A 20,200-nucleotide genomic window follows, 5' to 3' on the forward strand; every position below is an offset into this window, starting at 1 on the left:
GGACGTTTTCGGCCGGACCTCTGGACGAAGATCATGAGTTGTCCGATAATTCCGGTCAAGTGCGGCCCGATATGTGGCACATGACACTTGGTGGGGCGTCAGTTCCCGCAACGCGATGGATGGCTGGAATTATTCGTTCCGCGATCACCGGACGAGCGGACGACTCCGCGCGCCGGGAATCCCGATGCGGGAATCTCTGTGCGGCGCCGTACGTCTTCTGTTCAGGGGCACACGTCGGGGTAGACGTGTGGGGGTGGAAAGTGCGGACCGCGGCGCGGTGGGGAGTGAGCGGACCATGAACAGGTATCAGGACGGCGGGGCCGAGGACGCCGTGGGCGGGAACCGGCGCGGCCTGTGGGTGGAGGAACCGGCCCGGCGGCGGCGGATGCCCGATCCGGTGCGGGCGTCCGCGGTGCGGGCGGTGCTGATCGTGTCCCTGACCCTCATCCAGGCGACCGTCGGCTTCTTCCTCACGCTCACCGGGTCCTGGCTGGCCTTCCCGATGGTGCTGGGAGCGGTCGCGGGGACCATCGTGGCCACGTGGGGCGTGCTGGACGTGTGGATCACCCGGCAGATGTGGAACCAGCGGTACGGGGTCGTGTCGGAGCCGAGCAGCACGGCGCGGCGCCGCCGCCGCGAGGAGCGCCGGGCCGCCAAGGCCGCCCGTGCGGAGCGGAAGGCGGGCCCGGCCCGAATACCCCGCGAGGACGGGCCCCTCGCGGCCTTCGGCCGGCGCTGAGGCGCCGCGGTCGCCGCGAGGTCGTCCGAGGTCGTCGCGGAGGGGCGGGGCGCCTCAGCTCCGGCGGAACATGCGGGTCGCCGTGATCTCGCCGTGGATCGTCTCCTGCTCCGGGGACTGCTGCGGCAGGCCCGGGCGCAGGTGTTCCTCGACGCTGATGTACTTCAGCCCCGCCCGCAGGTCCGCGTCGTTGCGCAGCCGGATGACCAGCGGGAACTCGGCGAGGGCCGTGGTGTCGAACAGGCCCGTCGTGTAGAGCAGCTGGACGCCGAGCGCGTCGGACACCGCCCGCTGGAGCTCCAGCAGGTAGGTGGCGTTCGCGCGGCCGATCGGGTTGTCGAGGAACAGCGTGCCCGCGTGGCGGTGCTTGTCACGGCCGCGGTCGTTGCTGCGCAGCGCCGCCATCGTGCAGTACAGGGCGATCGCGGCGGTCAGCAGCTGGCCGCCGGAGAACACGTCGCCCATCTGCCCGACCGGCACGCGCTCGGCGCGCAGGACCGCGTCCGGCTTGAGGATCTCCACCGAGATGCCCTTGGGTTCCAGCGCCGCCTGGACGCCCCGCAGCAGCAGGGACATGCCGTCGCGGCGGCCCTCGCCGAAGGAGGCGGTGCTGTTCTTCTTCACCGCCGCACGCGTGGCCTCGTCGATGACCTCGCCGAGCCGCTCGGTGAGCGTGGCCTGGTCCGGCTCCTCGAAGCGGATCCGCAGGAACTCCTGCCCCGACCACTCCCCCAGGCCCTCCGGCAGCTGGGAGAGGCGCTGCGCCGAGCGGAGCGTGGCCAGGGCCGACTCCACGAGGCCGCGCAGCCGGTCGACGATGCTGTCGCGGTTGCGCTCCAGCTGCGCCAGTTCGTCGGTGAGGACCCGCAGCCGCGGGGCGAAGGCCGCTGCCCAGGCCGCCGCGTGCTCGGGCAGGGCGGAGGCGGGCAGTTCCCGGATCTGCTGGCGGGCGGGAGTGCGTACCTGCTCGTACCGGGTGGCGTTGGCGTGCCGCACCAGGATGTCGCTCGCCTCGCGCACGGCGGACTCGGCCGCCGAGAGGTCGGCCGCGCAGGCGCGCAGCGCACGACGGGCCTCGGTGGCCGACTGGCGGGCCTCCTCCAGGGTGCCCGCATGGGGCGCGGGCTCCTGCTCGTCCTCGGCGTGGGTGTGGTCGCGCAGGAGGTCGCGCAGCAGGGCGGCGGTCTCGTCGAAGCCGCCGGCTCCGTCCTCGGCGGCGCGGTGGGCGCGCAGCAGGTCGGCGTGGGCGGCCCGGGCGCTCTCCACCGCGGCGCTGTGGGCGGCGAGCTGGGCGGTGGCCGTACGCAGCAGGGCCTGCGCGTGGTCCACGTCCCCGGGGACCAGCTCCTCGGGCAGTTCGGTGTGCGCCTCACCCTCGGCGGGAGCGTGGCGTTCGGCCTCGCCGCGCAGGCGGCCGAGCTGCTCGCTCGCGGTGGAGGCCCTGGTCTCCAGCATCTGGACGAGGGACTCGGCGCGGGCGGCGGCTGCCTGGCGGGAGGGGCCGTCGGCCCCGTCGGGGCTCTCGAGGAGCTGGGCGGCGCGGGTGCGGACCTTGTTGGTGAGCCGGTCCAGTTCGGCGAGGGCGGCGCTCTCGTCGCTCTCGGCGCGGGCCTGTTCGGCGCGCAGGTCGGCTCCGACACCGACCTTCTCGTACAGCTGGGAAGCGGCGCGGTAGGCCTCGCGGAGGTCGGGCAGGGGCGCCTTGGGCGCGCCGTCGTCCTCGGGGAGCGGCTCGGGGGCCCCGGCGATGTCGGCGCGCTCGGCCCGCAGGGCGCGAGCGGTGCGGCGGGCGTCGTCGGCGGCGCGCTGGGCGGCGCGCCGGTCCTCGTCGGCGGCGCGGGCCCGGTCCAGGCACACCTCGGCGCGGGCCTCGGACTCGGCGGCGTCGTCGGCGAGTTCGCGGAGCCGGGCCTGCCAGCCGGCGCGTTCGCGCAGGCGGAAGGCGAGCCCGGCGAGGGCGTCGGCGACGCGCCGGGCCCGCTGGGCGGTGTCCTGGCGCTCGTCGCGCACGCGGGCGGCGTCGGCGGCGGCCTCGTCGGCCTCGGCGCGTACGGTACGGGCCTCCGCGAGCTCGGCGTCGGCCTCCTCGGCGAACGCACGGGCGGCCGCGGCCTGCTGGGCGAGCTCGGCGAGGCGGCCGGTCGGGCAGCCGGTGCGCCAGGAGGCGAGGCGGGCGGCCAGCTCGCGGTCCCCGGCCAGGCGCGCCGCGAGGTCGCGGATCTCGGTGTCCCTGGCCGTGGCGCGGGTGCGCAGCGCCTGGCGCTCCTCGTCGGCGGCGTGCTCGTCGTGCATGGCCGGGTTCGGCGGTACGAGGAACACCGCGTCGTCGTCGGCCTGCGGGACGGGGGCCAGCAGGGCGGCGGCGGTGCCGACGGCGACGGTGGAGCGGGGCAGCAGGGCGGCGGCGGAGAGGACCTCTCGGGCGCGGCTGTGGGTGTCGGGGTCGGTGATGACGACGCCGTCGACGAGTTCGGGGCGGGCCGCGAGGACGGCGGCGTGGTCGGCGGGGTCCACGGACTGGGCGAGGTAGCGCCAGCCGGGGAGGGCCGGGATGCCGTGCTCGCCGAGGTACTCGACGGTGGCCAGGACGTCGGGGCCGGGCGGCAGCAGGCCGCCGTCGCCGAGCGCGCCGAGGATGCGGGCGTCGTCGGCGGCGGCGGTGCGCAGCTCGAACAACTGCCGTTCGGCCGCGGTGACTCCGTCGCTCAGCAGCTGGTGGAGGTCCTCGGCGTTCCGGTCGAGGTCCTCGGCCGTGAGCCGTCCGGCGGTGGCGGGGTCCTCCTGGGCTGCGGCCGTGCCCGCGCGGGCCGCCATGCCCTGCGGGCCCCCGGTGCCGGCGCCTTCGGCGGAGCCGGGGACGGCGGCGGCACTGCCGTGCTCCGCGGCGCGGGGGCCCGGGACCGGGGCGTCCGGGGCGGACGGGAGGCCCAGGAGGGCGGCCAGGCGCGGGGATCGGGCGAGGGAGGCGGCTGCGCGGTGTTCCGCGTCGTAGGCGGCTTCGGCCGCGTCGGCGGCGTCCGCGGCGCGGGCGGCGGTGAGTTCGGCGCGGGATTCCGCGGCGGCTCCCTCGCGGGCGGCTTCGGCGGCGGCGCGCGCGGCCTCGCGGGACTCGTCCCAGGCGGCGACGGCGGTCTTCTCGGCGTCGGTGGCGGCCAGGGCGGCCCTGGCCGGGTCGGCGTCGGGCGCGGAGTCGTCGAGCCAGCCGGCGCGGACGGCCTCGGCGGTCTCCTGCTGGACCTCGCCGAGGCGCGAGCGGAGGTGCTCGGCCTCGCTGCGGGCGCGCTGGGCGGCCGTCGCGGCGGCGGTGGCGTCGCGGTGTGCGGCCTCGCCGGTGGCCTGCAGGGCCGCGGAACGCTCTTCCTCCTCGTTGGCCACCCGCTCGCCGTGCTCGGCGGCGGTGTGCAGGGCCCGTACGAGATCGGCGGCGGCCGTGGCGCGGGCGGCCAGCGCCGGGGCCGCGTCGCGCTCGGCCTCCAGGATCGCCGCGGCGACCCGGGCGGAGCGGTCGGCGGCGGCGCGGTGGCGCAGCACGGTCTCGGCGGCCTGCCACGCGGAGTGCAGGGTGCGCGCTTCGAGGAGTTCGCGGCGCTGCGCGGTGGCGGCCTTGTCGGCGACCGTCAGGGCCAGCGAGGCGTGCCGGTAGGCGAGTTCGGCGGAGACGGCTGCGCTGCGGGCGCGGGCGGTTTCGGCGGCGGTGACCTCGTGGGCGGCGCCGGTGACGCGCTGGGCGAGGTCGGCGGCGCGGCCGCGTTCCCCGGTGGCGCGGGCGGACAGCCGCCGGACCAGGGTGCGCGTGCGGCGTTCGGCGCCCGCGTGGACGTCGCGCAGCCGTGAGCGGGTCTCGGCGGCCTCGACGATGCGTCCCAGGAGGTCCGCCGAGCCCGCGGTGAAGTCCCGTTCGGCCATCAGCTCGGCGCGGCGGCCGAGCTTGTTGCCGAAGCCGTGGACGAGGTCGGCGAGGCCGTCGGTGTCGCGGGTGTCGGTGACGGCGCGCAGCAGCAGGTCGGTGAAGTCGGAGTCCTTCTTCACCGCGAAGAGGCCGGCGGCCTCGCCCTCGTCGGCGTTCATCTCCCGCTGGTAGCGGAAGAGTTCGGGGTCGAGGCCGAGCTCGGTGAGGTGCTCGTTCCACCGGTCGTGGATCTCCTCGAAGTACACCTCCAGGTGCGGGTACGCCTTGCCCGACTCGGTGAGGGCGTCGCGGAAGCCCTTCATCGTGCGGCGGCGGCCCTGGGCGCCGGAGGCGCCTTCGGCGGGCGGGCGTACGGCGGTGGCCTCGGCGACGGGCAGGCTGTCGAGGCTCAGGCCGGGCCCGGGGCGGAAGGAGTACCAGGCCTCGGCGAACTTGCGCGGGTCGTTGGAGACCTGGCGGCCGCGCCATTCGCTGACCTTGCCGACGACCACGCACTCACCGGTCTGGGTGTGCTGCCACTCCAGGGCGACGTGGCCGCAGTCGTCGGCGAGCAGGAACTTGCGCAGCACGCCGGAGCTGGCGCCGCCGAGGGTGTTGCGGTGGCCGGGCAGCATCACCGAGAAGATCAGCTTGAGCAGGACGGACTTGCCGCCGCCGTTCTCCAGGAAGAGCACGCCGGCGGGGGCCGGGCGGCGCGGCGGGCCGGTGGGCTCGTCCTCGAAGAACTCCGCCTGGGCGGGCGCCGGGTGGGGCACCGGCTCACCGACTCCGCGCAGGTCGAGCACGGTGTCGGCGTAGCGCGCACCGGCGGGCCCGATGGAGTAGAGGCGGATCCGGGACAGCTCGTACATGGCGGCGGACTCTCGTTGTTTCTCGGTGTTCTCGGTGCGTACTCGGTACGGAGGGCGGGTGGCTCAGGCGTGGAACGGCAGGCCGGCGTCGGCCGCGAGTTCCAGGTCGTCGCCCTCGTGCGGCGGCAGCAGGGTGGCGGAGCCGTCGCTGACGGGCACCACGCCCAGTTCCAGGAGTTCGGCCATGGCCGCGCTGCCGGCCATGTCGCGGACCTGGAGCTGGTAGCGGGGGGTGGTGCGGTACGTGCCTCCGGCGTCGTCCCCGGTGCGCTGGAGGAAGCCGGACTCGGTGAGGAAGGCGGCGGCCTTGCCGACGATGCCGGTGGTGGAACCGGCGAGGCGGCGGGCGTCCTTGGTGGCGCCGGTCGCGCTGCGGCGGGCGTAGACGCGCCAGGCTGCCTCCAGGCCGGGGGCGTCGGAGGCGGGGTCGGTGTTCTCGCCGAGCTCCTCGGCGCGCTCCTCGAGGCGGCGGCAGGTCTGCCGGACGAAGGCGTCGACGCCGTTGACGGTGACGCGGCCGATGTAGCCGTCGTCGGCGAGGTCCTCGGGGCGGGGGAAGGCGAGGGCCGCGACGGCGAGGTGGGCGAGGCCGTGCAGGAAGCGGTCGGCGGAGTCGGCGGCGGTGCGGCGGGCGTAGTCGCCCATGCGGACGGCGAAGACGGAGTCCTCACCGGCGGCCACGGCCATGCCGGCGCGCGGGGACACCTCCAGTACGACGAGGCCGAGGCCGGTGGCGACGGCGTCGGCGAGCCGGCCGAAGGCGGGGTCCTCGCGGTAGCGGCGGAGCAGCTCGGCGTACTCGGCGTCGCGGGCGGGGAGCAGCTTGGGCTGCAGCCCGAACGCGACGAGCCGGGCGGCGTCGGCGGCGTCCGCCGGGGTGACGGCCGGGTTCGCGGCTGCGGGCGGGGCGGTGGCGGGAGCCGCGGGCTCGCTCCACGCGGGGTACTCGGCGTGGTGGTCGCTCACGGGTGGATCTCCTCGGTGGTGCGGGTGGTGACGGCGGTGCGGGTGGTGACGGCGGTGCGGGTGGTGACGGCGGTGCGGGTGGTGACGGCGGTGCGGGTGGTGACGGCGGTGCGGGTGGTGACGGCGGTGCGGGTGGTGACGGCGGTGCGGGTGGTGCGGGTGGTGGTCTCGGCGGCGGTGTTCACGCCGCCTCCGAGCGGGCCGCGGCCATGCCGGCCGCGTCGAGGAGGGCGGTGCCGACGATCAGGTCGGCGCCGCCGAACTCCGGGTCTTCGAGCTGGGTGCCGTCGTCCACCGCGAAGAGCAGCCGCTCCTCGCCCTGGCGGTAGGCCGTGCCGACGGCCGGGCTCGCCGCGTGGACCGCCAGCAGGGCCACCAGGTACGGCAGGTCGGGGTCGCTGCGGCGGGCCTCGGCCAGGAGGCCGGACAGCCGCCGCGGGGCGTCGTGCGGCAGGTCCAGGAGCTCCATCGCGGCGGCGAGCTGCTCCTCGCTGAAGCGGCTGTCGTCCGGGGTCGCGATGAGGTCCGGCTCGGGCATCTCCGCGCCGAGGTGCTCCCGCTCCACGGGCGGGGTGAGCAGTATGTCGACCAGGTCCCCCACCCGTACCGAGACCGGGGTGCGCAGTCCCGCCCCGGAGGCGAAGAAGGCGTCCGTGACCCGGCGGGCCTGGGCGACCGGCAGCGGCAGCAGCGGGGCCACCAGCTGCCCGTACAGGTCGATGCCGGAGCGCGGCGCGGGCGCGGCGAAGGCCTGCCGGTCCTGCTCGGCCCGGAAGAGCGGCCCGGCGTCCAGCAGCCGGGACTGGAGCTGGGTGTGGCGGCGGATGCAGTCCTTGACGATGTCGACGAGCTCGGCGGCGCGCCGCTTGCTCTCGGGCTCCTCGGCCTCGTCGCGCGCCCTGCGGATGTTGGTCAGGATCGCGTTCTCGTGGCGGTAGCGGTCGGCGACGTGGTCGAGGGCCTCCTCGATCATGTCGGGGACGGACCGGAGCCAGTCCACCGCCCGCACGTTGCGCCGCGTCGCGTCCAGCGTCCGGCGCAGGGTCTCCGCGTACTGCACGGTCCGGTACCGGGCCTGCTCGGCGGCGAGTTGGGCGTCGGCGAGCCGGCCGCGGCTGATCAGCACCTCCAGCTTGACCTCGGCCGCGATCTGCGCGCTCGTCACGTCGGTGTCGAGGGCGCCGACCAGGACGTTGACGGCCTCGTCGGTCGTGCGCAGGTAGACCGCGCCGCCGTAGCCCGGCACCTCTTCGATCAGTTTGAAGTCGTAGTCGCGCCGGACGTAGACGCCGTCCGGGCCGAACGTGCCGTAGATCGCGCGGAAGCCGCGGTCCACGCTGCCGACGTTGATCAGGTTCTCCAGCACCCAGCGGGCCACCCGCTCGTGCTCGGCGGCGGGCCGGGCCGGGGCCTGGGCGGCGACGCGCGGGAGCAGCCTGGCCACTATCTGCTCGTGGTCGGCGCCCGTGTCGAAGTCCATGTTCAGCGTGACCAGGTCGATCGCGGCCAGTGCGACCTCCGCCATCGCGTAGACGCCGTACTCGCCCGCCAGATTGGCCTTGCGTACGTCGAGGTCGTGCAGCGGGGCGGTGCAGGCGAGCGCGCGCAGCCGCCGGGCCAGGCCCTCGTCGGCAGCCGGGCCCGGCGCCGGGGACGGAAGGGTCTTCGCCGGGGCAGGGAGAGTCACGCGCAAAGACTAGGCGCTGACCCTGACAACATCCCAAACCGCATGGTTCGGCCGGATCGTCCCCGCCTACCGGGATCACGGCGGCGGCGCTGTTCTACGCTCACCGCATGGCTTCCATGATCACACCCCTCGAGGCGGCGATCGACCTCAACGCCGACCTCGGCGAGGGCTTCGGACGCTGGACGCTGACGGACGACGAGGCCCTGCTCTCCGTCGTCACGAGCGCCAACGTCGCCTGCGGTTTCCACGCCGGGGACCCGTCCATCATGCGCCGGGTCTGCGAGCTGGCCGCCGAGCGGGGCGTACGGATCGGCGCGCAGGTCTCCTACCGCGACCTGGCGGGCTTCGGACGGCGCTCCATGGACGTGCCGGCCGGCGAGCTCGCGGACGAGGTGGCCTACCAGATCGGGGCGCTGGAGGTGTTCGCGCGGGCCGCCGGCTCCCGGGTGTCGTACGTGAAACCGCACGGCGCGCTCTACAACCGCACCGTCCACGACGCCGGCCAGGCCGCCGCGGTGGTCGCGGGGGTCCTGACGGCCGGGGGCGCCCTGCCCGTACTCGGCCTCCCGGGCTCCCTGCTGCTGGAGGCGGCCGCGGACGCCGGGCTGGCCCCCGTAGCCGAGGCCTTCGCCGACCGTGCCTACACGCCCGCCGGGACGCTGGTGCCACGCACCGAGCCGGGGGCGGTGGTGCACGATCCGGACGCCGTGGTGGCACGGGCCGTACGGATGGCGGCCGACGGGACGGTCACGGCGGCCGACGGCTCCCCGGTCCTCGTCGCCGCCCGCTCGCTGTGCCTGCACGGGGACACCCCGGGGGCCGCGGACCTCGCGCGCCGGGTCCGGGCGGCGCTGGGCGCGGCCGGGGTCCGGGTGGAGGCGTTCGCGTGAGGACCTTGGCGGTCGGCGGGGAGGCGCTGCTGCTCGAGGTGGACTCGGCCGCCGAGGTGGCCGCGCTCCACGCCGAACTGCTGCGCCGCCGGGACGCGGGCGAGCTGGGGCCCGTACGGGACCTCGTGCCCGCCGCGCGGACCGTGCTCCTGGACGGTGTACGGGACCCGGCCGGGCTGGGCGCGCGGATCGCCCGGTGGGAGGTGCCTCCGCTCGCGGAGTCGCAGGGCCCGCTGATCACGGTCCCGGTGCGGTACGACGGGCCGGACCTGGCGGACGTGGCCGGGCTGTGGGGGGTGGCCCCGGGCGCCGTCGCGGGCATCGTCGGCGACACCGTCTTCCGGGTGGCGTTCTGCGGGTTCGCGCCCGGCTTCGGCTATCTGACCGGCCTCCCGGAGCGCTTCCACCTGCCCCGTCGGGCCACGCCCCGGACCGCCGTCCCGGCCGGTTCACTGGCCCTCGCCGGGGAGTACGCGGGGGTGTACCCGCGCTCCTCCCCCGGCGGCTGGCAGCTGATCGGCTCCACGGACGCGGTGCTCTGGGACCCGGCGCGGGACCCGGCGGCGCTGTTCGCACCGGGGGTACGGGTCCGGTTCACGGAGGCGGGCCGGTGAGCGGGCTGCTGGTGGTGCGCCCGGGCGCGCTGACCACGGTCCAGGACCGGGGGCGTCCCGGCTACGCGCATCTGGGGGTCCCGCGCTCGGGGGCGCTGGACACGGCGGCGTACGCGCTGGCCAACCGGCTGCTCGGCAACGCTCCGGACGCGGCGGCGCTGGAGACGACCCTCGACGGGGTCGGGCTGAGGGCCCTGGCTCCGATCACGGTGGCGGTCACGGGCGCACCCTGTTCCGTACGAGCGGCCGGCCGCCCGGTGGCCTGGGGAGCCGCTGTCAGGCTGCCGGCCGGTACGGAGCTGGAGGTGGGCCGGGCGGAGTCGGGGCTGCGCAGCTACGTCGCGGTGCGGGGCGGCCTGGGCGTCCCGCCGGTGCTGGGCAGTCGCTCGACGGACCTGCTGTCGGGCCTGGGGCCGCCGGTCCTGTCGGCCGGGATGCTGCTGCCGCTCGGCTCCGGCGCGCCGGAGCCGGTGACCGCGGCGGACGCCTGCGCACTGCCCGGGGCGCCTGCGCAGCTGCTGCTCCCGCTCCGGCTGGGGCCGCGGGCGGACTGGTTCACCGAGGCCTCGCTCGCCGGGCTGTGGCGCTCGGTGTTCCGGGTGTCGCCGATGTCGAACCGGATCGGGCTGCGGACGGAGGCGGGGGCGCCGCTGGTCCGGGCACGGGAGGGCGAGCTGCCGAGCGAGGGCATGGTGCTGGGCGCCGTCCAGGTGCCGCCGGACGGCCTGCCGGTGGTGTTCCTGGCCGATCATCCGGTGACGGGCGGCTATCCGGTGGTGGGCGTGGTCCCCCCGGGCCCGGCCCTGGACGCGGCGGCGCAGGCCCGGCCGGGGGTGCCGGTCAGGTTCCTGCGGGGGTCCCGATGAAACGTTCGAGGGCTATCGGCCCCACAGGGGGGCGCCGATCACGCCCGCGGGCTGGCCCGTGAGAGCGGGGCGCTGGCGCGGCTGAGCGGGCGCCGCCTCCTCGACGACGAGGACGTGGCGGCGCTGGAGGAGCGGATCGACGCCCAGCGCGCCTTCAGGGAACTCGCCGAGCGCCACGCCGCCCTGTCCGAGCCGCTGCGCGCCGCCCTCGACCTCGTCGTGCTCGACCAGCTCACCCCGGCCGAAGCTGCCCAGGCCCTCGATGACGGACGCACCCTCAAGGTCAACCCGAAGGCGGTCCCCCCAGGACACACGCTGGTGTGCGCGTGGGCGTACTTCCAGCCGTGGTGGGAGGGGAAGCAAGGACTCGCCTTCGGAGTCCTGCGGAACGAAGACGTCCCGTACTGCTCGGTCGACTACCGGGAGACCTTCCTGGAGGAGCAGCGGTCGGGGCGCCCCACCCCGCCCCCCGGCGTACCGGCCACCATTTCGCCCTGACGCGCTCCGCGGCCGCACGCCGTCACAGCACTCTGCCCGGCCCCTTCTCGTCAGGGGGCCGGGCAGAGTGCTGTCGGGTGGGGCTGCGGGGGGCTACACGGCCGATTCCGGTGCGATGCGGCTGCGGACGGCCGACTGGACGTCCTCCTCCTCCGCCGGATCGGCGGCCAGGCGGCGCAGCCGGGGAGCGACCCGCGCGTCGGCGGTCTCGGCGTGGAGGGCGGCCACCTCGCGGGTGGTCTCCTCGCAGTCCCACAGGCATTCGACGGCGAAGCCCGCCGCGAAGGAGGGGTCGGTGCTGGCCAGGGCCCGCGCGGCCCGGCCGCGCAGGTGGGACGAGGCCGTCTCGCGGTAGATGTGCCGCAGTACGGGTGCCGCGCAGCCGATCGCGAGGCGGCCCGCTCCGTCCACCAGGGCGTACAGCGCCCGGGTGCCGGGGCCTTCGCCGCGGACGGTGGAGCGCAGGGCTTCGAGGACCAGGCCGGCGTCCTCGGCTCCGCCCCGGGCGGCCAGGGTGGCCGCTGCGGCCGCGCCCAGGGCGTCGGGCCGGTGGATCCAGCGGCGGGCGCGTTCGACGGCGCCGGGGCCGCACATGCGCTCGTACGCGGCCACGGCGGGCTCGTCGGCGGCGGCTTCGATGAGGTCCAGGACGGCCGGGTTCTCCGGTTCGGCGAGGACCAGGTGGTGCAGGGCGGTGGCACGGGCGGCCTCGCCGGAGGCTCCGGCCGCCGCCGCGAGGATGGCGGGGCGGTCCTCGGGCTGGGCCACGGCGGCCAGACAGCGTGCGGCGGGCACGTGCAGCGGGGTGCCGCGCAGCAGCCCGTCGGCGGCCCAGTCGAAGACGGCCTGCACGCCCCAGCCGGGCCGGGGGCCGCTCGGGGTCAGCTGGCGCTGCCAGCGGTCGAAGGAACCCTGCCGGCGGGCGGCCCGCAGGCGCTCCCCGTGGCGGGGTGACTCCTCCCACAGGCACCAGGGCCTGGGCTCGTACGCGTCGCGGATGGCGGCGGCCAGCCGCGCCTCGCCCTCGACCGTGGCGGGGAAGCGGGCGATGACCGGCTCGGCCAGGGACCTCAGCCCCTCGTCGTCGTCGCGCAGGGCGAGCTCGTCGAGGGCCCAGGCCCAGTTGGCGCCGGAGGCGGCGTACCGGCGCAGCAGCATGAGCGCGTCGTCGCGGCCGTAGGAGGCGAGGTGGCCCAGCACGGACAGGGCGAGGCCCGTCCGCTCGTCCGCTTCGTCGAGGAGGTCCTCGGCGGCGAACAGGTGGGCCTCGATCGCGCCGAGGGGGCCGTCGAGATCCATGTACAGCCGGGCGTAGTACAAGGAGCGGTTCTCGACCTGCCAGTCCTGGCGCGGGTCGCGGAGCACGCACTGGTCGAGGGCCGCCAGGGCCTCCGCCCTGGGCGCCGCGAGGGCGTGCAGCGTGCCGTCGCCACGGCCCCGCTGGAGCATCCCGAGCAGCGTGCCGCTCGGCGCTATGACTGGTTCGAACATGGGAATGGCCTCAAATCAAGCTGGGGACGCAACCGGGAATCGGGATTCACAGGGCCGCGTAACAGCATGTGAGGACGTCCGCCGTCAGGTTCCGCTCGATGTAGACCATTGCCTTCTCACTCTCGTCGGTGCTTCGCGGCCATGGCGGCCGGTGCGGCAGAGGGTGGGTGGTGGACACCCGTCGTGTCCAGCCCGCTCCTGCCCGTCCGTCATGTTCGCGAATCGAATCCGACGCCATGATGACCCAGCCGGTTTGTGCGCCGCGACCACATTTACGGCCGCCGTGACCAACCTGTGAGGTCGGACACCGGCCGGACCCGGCCGGTGCCGGGCAAAAAGCGGACTACTTGGCTCCGAAGAGTTCCAGCAGGTCGGCCTTGGCGAACATGCGCGCCGTGTCCACGGCGGAGGGGGTTCCGGCGGTCGGATCGGCCCCGCCGGCGAGCAGGGCGCGGATGACGGCCTCCTCGCCCTTGAAGACCGCTCCGGCGAGCGGGGTCTGCCCGCGGTCGTTGGCGCGGTCGGCCTCGGCGCCGCGGGCCAGCAGGGCCGTGACGGTGTCGGCGTGGCCGTGGTAGGCGGCGAGCATGACGAGGGTGTCGCCGCGGTCGTTGGTGAGGTTCGCCGGCACTCCGGCGTCGAGGTACGCGGCGAGCGTCGCGGTCTCGCCCTGACGGGCGAGGTCGAAGATCTTGGTGGCCAGTTCGATGACGTCCTCGTCGGGGACGTCCTGGGAACCGGAGCCGCCCTCGGTGTGCTCGCTCATCGTTCGTACCGCCTTTCACTCGCTGCTGACATGGGGTTCGCCCCGGCGGACCGCCCCCGGGCCGGGCGGGCAGGGGGGTGCACGGCACTGCGTCCGTACGGGTGAATCGTCAGAGTAGCGCCCGGACCTGCACATGTAGGGGCCGGGCCGAGGCAATGATCACCCTTGCCCCCCTTCGTACCGGGCGCGCCAGTCGGAGTGACCCGGTCCAGTGAAAAACTCCTGGATTCACCCGTATGCACCTTTTGTCGCATTGATACTTGCTGTGAGCCTGGAAGAACTGATGGTGACTGTCCCCACCTACCAGGAGAACCTCTCATGGTCCTGTCCATCTCAGGCGTCGTCCTGCTCGGCATCATCTGCTTCCTCTTCTTCAAGAAGGACGGGATGAAGCTGACCCACGCGTTCGTCTGCTCGCTGTTCGGTTTCTTCCTCGCCGGTTCCGCCATCGCTCCGAGCATCACCGCGAGCACGGCGAGCCTCGCGAGCCTGCTCGGCGGGATCAAGCTCTAGGCCCGCCGAGGCACGGCGACACCCAGCCGCACCCGAAGCACCCCGAACACCCACAACTCCAGGAGACGCCCGTGGCCCGGCGCCCACTTCCCCGCATCCTCAGCAGCGGCACCGCGTCGCTGGCACGGGGCCGCGACCTCGCTCGCACGGCCGCCGACAGCGCCACGGACGTCCTCCATCCGCTCCTCACCATCGGACGCGGCCTGCGCATCCTGGCCTCGGCCGGGCGGCGCAAATGGTCCGAAACCCCCAAGGACAAGCGCGGTCCCGCGCTGTTCCTGGGAGCCGCCTGCGTCCTCGTGGTCGCACTCGTCCCCTACGGTCCGCTCCTCGCCCTGATCACCCTCATGGCGGCGGCGGCCTGGCAGGGACGCGACCGCACCCCGGTGAAGACCGGGCCCAGCGATGCCGAGACCGAACGGCTCGCCTCCCTCTACGAAGCACTCGTGCCGTACTTCTCCACCCCGGAGGACCCGAGCCCGCTCTTCGCCCACGGCGGGGACTGGGACAAGGCCTTCAGCGGCTACGAGTTCGACGAGGCGGGCCGCATCACCCGGCTCCACATCCGCTACCCGGCCTACTTCACCGATGGCGAGGCCGCCTCACGGGCCCGGATCGAGGCACTGCTGCACGCCAAGTCCGGGCGCGGACGGGAGTATCTCTTCGAATGGGACGAGGAGGGCAACCAGCTCGACCTGAATGTGCTGGCGGCGCTGCCGACGGGCATCGCCGCCCAGCCGTTCGTCACCTCCCCCGGTGAGACCGTCCTCGGTTTCACCGACGCCGGCAGCGTCCAGCGCACCCTGCCCGTCCTGGAGGGCACCGAGCCCCGGGACGTGCCGCCGGTCATCTGGCGCACCGGCCCGCGCGCCACCGAGCCCCACCTGCTGGCCGTCGGCCAGCCCGGCAGCGGCACCTCCACCCTGCTGCGCTCCATCGCCCTCCAGGCCCTGCGGCACGGGGGCGACGTACTGATCGTCGAGGGCGGCGGCAGCGGCGAGTACTCCTGTCTGTCCGGCCGCAGCGGCGTCATCGCCGTGGAATGCGGGCCGGTCGGGGCGCTGGCGACCCTGGAATGGGCCGCGAAGGAGACCGAGCGGCGCCTCATCGCCACCCACCGGGCCCGCGAGGCCGGCCGCCCCGCGCCCGAGGACACCCGCCGCCCCCTGTGGATCCTGCTGGACCGGCCCAGCGTGCTGGCGCACCTCGCGGCCGCCGAGGGCGGGCCCGATCCGCTCGCCCAGCTGCAGGTGCCGCTGCGGCACGGGCGGGCCGCGCACATCACCGTGGCGGTGACCGAGCAGTTCGACCACCTGGAACTGCTGCACGACGCCGTCTGGCAGCACACCCGCGCCCGCGTCGTGCTCGGCCCCGCCGCGATCCAGCAGGTCGCCGACGTCCTGGGCCTGCCGCCGCACACCACCCCGCCGGCCCAGGTCCCGCCGGGCCGGGGATACGCCCGCCTCGGCTCGGGTCCCGTGCACCGGCTCCAGGTGCCCGCCACCCCGGACCCGTACGACGACGCCGCGCACCCTTCGTTCCGCCAGGCCGTGCTGGAGCTCCTCCCGGAGCGGCAGGGCGACATCACCCCGGCCAGGACGGTGCACGGCCAGCCCCCGGCGCAGGCCCAGGGCCCGATCCCGGAGGTCCCGGCCGAAGCGCCGTGATTCCCGTCGGGGGCCCGGGCCGGTGACGGGCCGGCTCCGGGTTACGCCACGAACGTCCGCGGCGGCTCCGCGCCGCTGCCCCCCGCACCCGTGCCGACCAGGGCCGCGGCCGCCGCCAGCCGTGCGGCGGCCTCCTCGGCCACCGGGCCGCCCACGGTGAACGGCAGCCGGACATAGCCCTCGAAGGCTCCGTCCACGCCGAACCGGGGCCCCGAGGGGACCCGTACGCCGACCCGCTCCCCGACCTCGGCGAGCCGGGAGCCCGACAGGCCGCCGGCCCGGGCCCACAGCGTCAGCCCGCCCCGCGGAACCTCGAACTCCCAGTCCGGCAGTTCCCGGCGCACCGCCGCGACCAGCGCGTCCCTGTTCTCCCTCGCCTGCTTCCGGCGGATGCCGACGGCCTCCTGCCAGCCCCCGGTCCGCATGAGCCAGTTCACCGCGAGCTGTTCCAGCACCGGCGTGCCCAGGTCGGCGTAGGCGCGGGCGGCGACCAGGCTCCGGATCACGTCGGGGGCCGCGCGGACCCAGCCGATCCGCATGCCCGCCCAGAAGGCCTTGCTGGCGGAGCCCACGGTGACCACCGTGCTGCCGGCCGGGTCGAAGGAGCAGACCTGGCGCGGCATCTCCACGTCCGCGTCGAGCCGGAGCTCCAGCATGGTCTCGTCCACGACCAGGACGGTGCCCGCGGACCGGGCGGCCTCGACCATGGCCCGGCGCTGCTCCTCAGAAGCCAGGGCTCCGGTCGGGTTGTGGAAGTCGGCCACGACATAGGCGAGGCGCGGGGCGGAGTCGCGCAGCACCTGCCGCCAGACGTCCATGTCCCAGCCGGTCAGCCCGCCGGCCATCGCGACGGGTACGAGCCGCACCCCGGCCGCGCGCATGAGCTGGAGGATGTTCGCGTAGGAGGGGGACTCGACGGCGATCCGCTCGCCGCGCCCGGCGAACAGGCTGCAGATGGCGTCGATCGCGCCCATCGCGCCGGTGGTGACCATGATCTGCTCGGGCATGGTGGGAATGCCCGCCTCGGTGTAGCGGTCGGCGAGCATCCGGCGCAGCGCGGGCAGGCCGGCCGGGTAGTCGCCGTGCGTGTGCGCGTACGGCGGCAGCTCCTCAAGGGCGCCCTGGACCGCCTTGGTGAGCCAGGGCTCGGGGGCCGGCAGGGCGGCGCAGCCGAGGTCGATCATGGAGCCGAGGGACTCGGGGGGCAGCGGTTCCAGGCCGCGGGCGGGCAGCGGGTTCCCGGCCGGTACGGAGGTCCAGCTGCCGGCGCCCCGGCGGGATTCCAGGAACCCCTCCCCCCGCAGGGCCTCGTACGCGGCGGCCACGGTGGTGCGGCTGAGCGAGAGCGCGGCGGCCAGCTCGCGCTCGGCGGGGAGCCGGGCGGCGACCGGAACGCGGCCTTCGAGGACGAGGAGGCGGATCCCGTCGGCGAGCGTGCGGTACGCGGGCAGCTTTCGGGAGCCGGGCGCGGCCGGGCGGGCCTGCTGCGAGGTGATCAGGCGGGCGAGCTGCGCGGCACCGACCGCCGAGGTCCATTCGGCCATTGCGTCCGGTCCACCTTCGTCGAATTGGCCTCGACTGGGCGCGCCGGAGGCCGGGATTGGATTGAAGTCTTCGAGGACAGACTGGCACGTGCCGGTCCACTTGCACCAGGGGGCCTGATCGGCGCGCTCGTCACCCGTTCACCTTGAGGACCACCAGCACCCCCCGCCTCGGGAGATACTGCGGCCGTGACGCACGTACGCCTTCGCCATCCGTATCTGGACCACCCGGCTCCGATCCCCTTCGCACACCGGGGAGGGGCCGCGGACGGGCTGGAGAACACCGCCGCGGCCTTCCGGCGGGCCGCCGACGCCGGCTACCGGTACTTCGAGACCGATGTGCACGCCACGGCCGACGGGAAGCTCGTCGCCTTCCACGACTCCACCCTGGACCGGGTCACCGACGGACAGGGCCGGATCGCCGAGCTGCCGTGGAAGCGGATCCGCGAGGCCCGGGTGGGCGGCACCGAGCCGCTGGCGCTCTTCGAGGACCTGCTGGAGGAGTTCCCGGACGCCCGCTGGAACATCGACGTCAAGGCGGAGTCCGCGCTGCACCCGCTGGTGAACCTGATCGCGCGGGCCGGGATCTGGGACCGGGTGTGCGTGGGCTCGTTCTCCGAGAGCCGGGTGGCCCGGGCGCAGAAGATCGCCGGCCCCCGGCTGGCGACCTCGTACGGCGTGCGCGGGGTGGTCGGCCTGCGGCTGCGCTCGTACGCGATCCCGGCGGCGCTGCGCGTGGGGGCGGTGGCGGCTCAGGTTCCGGAGACCCAGGCGGGCATCCGGGTGGTCGACCGGCGCTTCGTGCGGACCGCGCACGAGCGGGGCCTGCAGGTGCACGTGTGGACCGTGAACGAACCGGAACGCATGGAGTCTCTCCTCGACCTGGGCGTCGATGGCATCATGACCGACCGGATCGACATCTTGCGCGCGGTGCTGGACCGGCGCGGGACCTGGGCCTGACACGGCTGCGGGTCGCCGCGCCGGCTCCGGGGGCCGCGCGGTACGGGGACCAGCGAGGGGGCACCGATGAGTGCGCAGACTTCGGACGAAGCAGAACCGGGGGCCGAGGACGGCAGACCGGGGGCGGTGGCTGCGGCCGCGCGCAAGCGCGAGCAGCGGGGCTGGTACTTCTACGACTTCGCCGTCTCGGTGTACTCGGCGAGCGTGGTCACGGTGTTCCTCGGGCCGTACCTGACCGACATCGCCAAGGCCGCCTCGGACGCCGAGGGCTTCGTGCACCCGCTGGGCATCCCGGTGCGGGCCGGGTCCTTCTTCGCCTACTCGGTCTCGATCTCGGTGATCCTGGCCGTCCTGCTCATGCCGCTGGTGGGAGCCGTCGCCGACCGGACCGGACGCAAGAAGCCGATGCTGGCGGCGGCCGCGTACACGGGCGCCGCCGCGACGACCGGAATGTTCTTCCTGGCCGGTGACCGCTACCTGCTCGGCGGACTGCTGCTGATCGTGGCGAACGCCTCGCTGTCCGTCTCGATGGTGCTCTACAACGCGTATCTGCCCCAGATCTCCACGCCGGACGAGCGGGACAGCGTCTCCTCGCGCGGCTGGGCCTTCGGCTACACCGCCGGCTCGGTGATGCTCGTGGTGAACCTGGTGCTCTACATGGGCCACGACTCCTTCGGCCTGTCCACGGGCGAGGCGGTACGGATCTGTCTGGCCTCGGCGGGCCTGTGGTGGGGTGCCTTCGCACTGATCCCGCTGCGGCGTCTGCGGGACCGGGCCGTGGTCCGGGAGGCGGGGGCGGGCCCTGCCGTCAGCGGCTGGAAGCAGCTCATCGCCACGCTGAAGGACATGCGGCGCTATCCGCTGACCCTGTCGTTCCTGCTGGCGTACCTGATCTACAACGACGGCGTGCAGACGGTGATCTCCCAGGCCTCCATCTACGGCAAGGAGGAGCTGGAGCTCGACCAGTCCACCCTGATCGGGGCGGTGCTGCTGGTGCAGGTCCTGGCCGTGGCGGGAGCGCTGGGGATGGGGCGGCTGGCCCGGATCTACGGCGCCAAACGGACGATCCTGGGCTCACTGGCCGCGTGGGCGCTGACGCTGGCGGCCGGATACTTCCTGCCGGCGCGGACCCCGGTGTGGTTCTTCGCGCTCGCCGCGATGATCGGGCTGGTGCTGGGCGGCAGCCAGGCGCTGTCGCGCTCGCTGTTCTCGCACCTGGTGCCGGCGGGCAAGGAGGCCGAGTACTTCTCGGCGTACGAGATGAGCGACCGCGGGCTGAGCTGGGTGGGCCCCCTCGTCTTCGGCCTCACCTACCAGGTCACGGGGAGCTACCGGGACGCGATCATCTCGCTGGTGGTCTTCTTCGCACTGGGATTCGTGCTGCTGGCCAGAGTGCCGGTGCGGCGCGCGGTGGAGGCGGCAGGCAATCCTGTACCGGAACGGATCTGAGAGCGGTCCGCGGGTGCGCCCGGCCCGGATTCACGAACGAATTCCGAACGGATTTAGACGTTGAAGCCAAGGGCCGGTAGTGTACGCCTTTGGCCTGCCAGGCGGACCGTTACTGCGCGCTAAAGAAGTGTAGACGTTGGGTGACATCTGCTGCCAGATGTGACAAAACGGGCATTGGTGGGTACAACAAGGGGCGGCACGACGGGCGACGCGTGACCCGGAGCGGGAATCTATACCGCCGACCGGACGTTGACCGGATGACGACGACAGCGACACCTGTCCTGTGGGCGACAAGCCCGGGAGGCACGATTCATGAGTGAGCGAGCTCTCCGCGGTACGCGCCTCGTGGTTACCAGCTACGAGACGGACCGCGGCATCGATCTGGCCCCGCGCCAGGCGGTGGAGTACGCATGCCAGAACGGACATCGATTTGAGATGCCGTTCTCGGTTGAGGCAGAAATTCCGCCGGAGTGGGAGTGCAAGGCGTGCGGCGCCATGGCACTCCTGGTGGACGGGGACGGGCCCGAAGAGAAGAAGGGCAAGCCTGCGCGAACGCACTGGGACATGCTCATGGAGCGGCGCACCCGCGAGGAGCTGGAGGAAGTGCTGGCCGAAAGGCTTGCGGTCCTCCGTTCCGGCGCCATGAACATTGCCGTGCATCCGCGGGACAGCCGCAAGTCCGCCTGACAGCCGGACGAGACAACAGCCGAGGGGCCCCGCCCCCCCCGGGGGGGGGGGGGCCCGCGGGGGGGGGGGGGCGGGGGGTGGGGGGGGGGGGCGGGGGGGGGCCCG

At 74.6% G+C, this 20,200-nt stretch carries 17 protein-coding genes; 10 read left to right on the forward strand and 7 right to left on the reverse strand.

Features of this window, described 5'->3' with window-relative positions:
* Positions 1-295 precede the first annotated feature (295 nt).
* A complete protein-coding gene (locus ACIPUC_RS36675; protein WP_446594749.1) occupies positions 296-739 on the forward strand; it encodes a hypothetical protein in 444 nt (147 codons plus the stop codon).
* Between the two features lie 54 nt (positions 740-793).
* Here ACIPUC_RS36675 and ACIPUC_RS36680 read toward each other — a convergent pair whose 3' ends face one another.
* The 4 genes from ACIPUC_RS36680 to ACIPUC_RS36695 form a co-directional block, all read right to left on the reverse strand.
* On the reverse strand, positions 794-5,500 hold the full coding sequence (locus ACIPUC_RS36680; RefSeq protein WP_446594751.1) for a hypothetical protein: 4,707 nt from the start codon (positions 5,498-5,500) through the stop codon (positions 794-796).
* A 63-nt stretch (positions 5,501-5,563) separates the two neighbouring features.
* Entirely contained in the window at positions 5,564-6,466 is a 903-nt protein-coding gene (locus ACIPUC_RS36685) for a hypothetical protein (protein ID WP_446594752.1), read from the reverse strand.
* A complete protein-coding gene (locus ACIPUC_RS36690) occupies positions 6,463-6,651 on the reverse strand; it encodes a hypothetical protein (RefSeq protein WP_446594753.1) in 189 nt (62 codons plus the stop codon). The genes ACIPUC_RS36685 and ACIPUC_RS36690 overlap by 4 nt, the downstream gene beginning before the upstream one ends.
* Positions 6,648-8,153, reverse strand: coding sequence for a hypothetical protein (locus ACIPUC_RS36695; RefSeq protein ID WP_446594755.1), 1,506 nt, complete (start codon positions 8,151-8,153; stop codon positions 6,648-6,650). The genes ACIPUC_RS36690 and ACIPUC_RS36695 overlap by 4 nt, the downstream gene beginning before the upstream one ends.
* A 107-nt stretch (positions 8,154-8,260) precedes the next feature.
* Here ACIPUC_RS36695 and ACIPUC_RS36700 point away from each other — a divergent pair, with 107 nt between their 5' ends.
* The 4 genes from ACIPUC_RS36700 (at position 8,261) to ACIPUC_RS36715 (ending at position 11,021) form a co-directional block, all read left to right on the forward strand.
* Positions 8,261-9,043, forward strand: coding sequence for a LamB/YcsF family protein (locus ACIPUC_RS36700; protein ID WP_446594757.1), 783 nt, complete (start codon positions 8,261-8,263; stop codon positions 9,041-9,043).
* Positions 9,040-9,657 carry a 5-oxoprolinase subunit B family protein gene (locus ACIPUC_RS36705; RefSeq protein WP_446594759.1) on the forward strand — a complete coding sequence of 206 codons (618 nt, stop codon included), beginning with the start codon at positions 9,040-9,042 and terminating at the stop codon, positions 9,655-9,657. The genes ACIPUC_RS36700 and ACIPUC_RS36705 overlap by 4 nt, the downstream gene beginning before the upstream one ends.
* Entirely contained in the window at positions 9,654-10,523 is an 870-nt protein-coding gene (locus ACIPUC_RS36710; RefSeq protein WP_446594761.1) for a 5-oxoprolinase subunit C family protein, read from the forward strand. Before ACIPUC_RS36705 ends, ACIPUC_RS36710 begins: the two co-directional genes overlap by 4 nt.
* Positions 10,524-10,637: 114 nt before the next feature.
* Complete coding sequence (locus tag ACIPUC_RS36715; protein WP_446594763.1) at positions 10,638-11,021, forward strand: hypothetical protein; 384 nt, start codon at positions 10,638-10,640, stop codon at positions 11,019-11,021.
* 93 nt (positions 11,022-11,114) lie between these two features.
* Here ACIPUC_RS36715 and ACIPUC_RS36720 read toward each other — a convergent pair whose 3' ends face one another.
* Together ACIPUC_RS36720 and ACIPUC_RS36725 are read right to left on the reverse strand one after the other, a co-directional pair.
* Positions 11,115-12,512: a HEAT repeat domain-containing protein gene (locus ACIPUC_RS36720; RefSeq protein WP_446594765.1), complete on the reverse strand. Its 1,398-nt coding sequence runs from the start codon at positions 12,510-12,512 to the stop codon at positions 11,115-11,117.
* Between the two features lie 343 nt (positions 12,513-12,855).
* On the reverse strand, positions 12,856-13,278 hold the full coding sequence (locus ACIPUC_RS36725; protein ID WP_446594767.1) for an ankyrin repeat domain-containing protein: 423 nt from the start codon (positions 13,276-13,278) through the stop codon (positions 12,856-12,858).
* Between the two features lie 318 nt (positions 13,279-13,596).
* On the opposite strand from ACIPUC_RS36725, the gene ACIPUC_RS36730 reads away from it, so the two are divergent.
* Positions 13,597-13,791 (forward strand): hypothetical protein, encoded by a 195-nt coding sequence (locus ACIPUC_RS36730; RefSeq protein ID WP_030031218.1) that lies wholly within the window; start codon positions 13,597-13,599, stop codon positions 13,789-13,791.
* 71 nt (positions 13,792-13,862) lie between these two features.
* Positions 13,863-15,458 carry a hypothetical protein gene (locus ACIPUC_RS36735; protein WP_446594769.1) on the forward strand — a complete coding sequence of 532 codons (1,596 nt, stop codon included), beginning with the start codon at positions 13,863-13,865 and terminating at the stop codon, positions 15,456-15,458.
* A 41-nt stretch (positions 15,459-15,499) separates the two neighbouring features.
* Here ACIPUC_RS36735 and ACIPUC_RS36740 read toward each other — a convergent pair whose 3' ends face one another.
* A complete protein-coding gene (locus ACIPUC_RS36740; protein ID WP_446594771.1) occupies positions 15,500-17,002 on the reverse strand; it encodes an SCO1417 family MocR-like transcription factor in 1,503 nt (500 codons plus the stop codon).
* Between the two features lie 186 nt (positions 17,003-17,188).
* Here ACIPUC_RS36740 and ACIPUC_RS36745 point away from each other — a divergent pair, with 186 nt between their 5' ends.
* The 3 genes from ACIPUC_RS36745 to ACIPUC_RS36755 all read left to right on the forward strand — a co-directional run bounded on the left by ACIPUC_RS36745 (position 17,189) and on the right by ACIPUC_RS36755 (position 20,095).
* Positions 17,189-17,959 (forward strand): glycerophosphodiester phosphodiesterase, encoded by a 771-nt coding sequence (locus ACIPUC_RS36745; RefSeq protein WP_446594773.1) that lies wholly within the window; start codon positions 17,189-17,191, stop codon positions 17,957-17,959.
* Positions 17,960-18,025: 66 nt separating this feature from the next.
* A complete protein-coding gene (locus ACIPUC_RS36750; protein WP_446594775.1) occupies positions 18,026-19,408 on the forward strand; it encodes an MFS transporter in 1,383 nt (460 codons plus the stop codon).
* Positions 19,409-19,720: 312 nt separating this feature from the next.
* Positions 19,721-20,095 (forward strand): RNA polymerase-binding protein RbpA, encoded by a 375-nt coding sequence (locus tag ACIPUC_RS36755; RefSeq protein WP_007262928.1) that lies wholly within the window; start codon positions 19,721-19,723, stop codon positions 20,093-20,095.
* Positions 20,096-20,200: the final 105 nt, after the last annotated feature.

The sequence above is a fragment of the Streptomyces sp. LARHCF249 genome (assembly GCF_052871255.1).

What these genes read in the sequence shown, in the direction of transcription:
- ACIPUC_RS36700 (WP_446594757.1), top strand. Translation starts at nt 8,261, where the DNA reads ATGGCTTCCATGATCACACCCCTCGAGGCGGCGATCGACCTCAACGCC.
- ACIPUC_RS36750 (WP_446594775.1), top strand. Translation starts at nt 18,026, where the DNA reads ATGAGTGCGCAGACTTCGGACGAAGCAGAACCGGGGGCCGAGGACGGC.
- ACIPUC_RS36720 (WP_446594765.1), bottom strand. Translation starts at nt 12,512, where the DNA reads ATGTTCGAACCAGTCATAGCGCCGAGCGGCACGCTGCTCGGGATGCTC.
- ACIPUC_RS36675 (WP_446594749.1), top strand. Translation starts at nt 296, where the DNA reads ATGAACAGGTATCAGGACGGCGGGGCCGAGGACGCCGTGGGCGGGAAC.
- ACIPUC_RS36740 (WP_446594771.1), bottom strand. Translation starts at nt 17,002, where the DNA reads ATGGCCGAATGGACCTCGGCGGTCGGTGCCGCGCAGCTCGCCCGCCTG.
- ACIPUC_RS36680 (WP_446594751.1), bottom strand. Translation starts at nt 5,500, where the DNA reads ATGTACGAGCTGTCCCGGATCCGCCTCTACTCCATCGGGCCCGCCGGT.
- ACIPUC_RS36755 (WP_007262928.1), top strand. Translation starts at nt 19,721, where the DNA reads ATGAGTGAGCGAGCTCTCCGCGGTACGCGCCTCGTGGTTACCAGCTAC.
- ACIPUC_RS36725 (WP_446594767.1), bottom strand. Translation starts at nt 13,278, where the DNA reads ATGAGCGAGCACACCGAGGGCGGCTCCGGTTCCCAGGACGTCCCCGAC.
- ACIPUC_RS36730 (WP_030031218.1), top strand. Translation starts at nt 13,597, where the DNA reads ATGGTCCTGTCCATCTCAGGCGTCGTCCTGCTCGGCATCATCTGCTTC.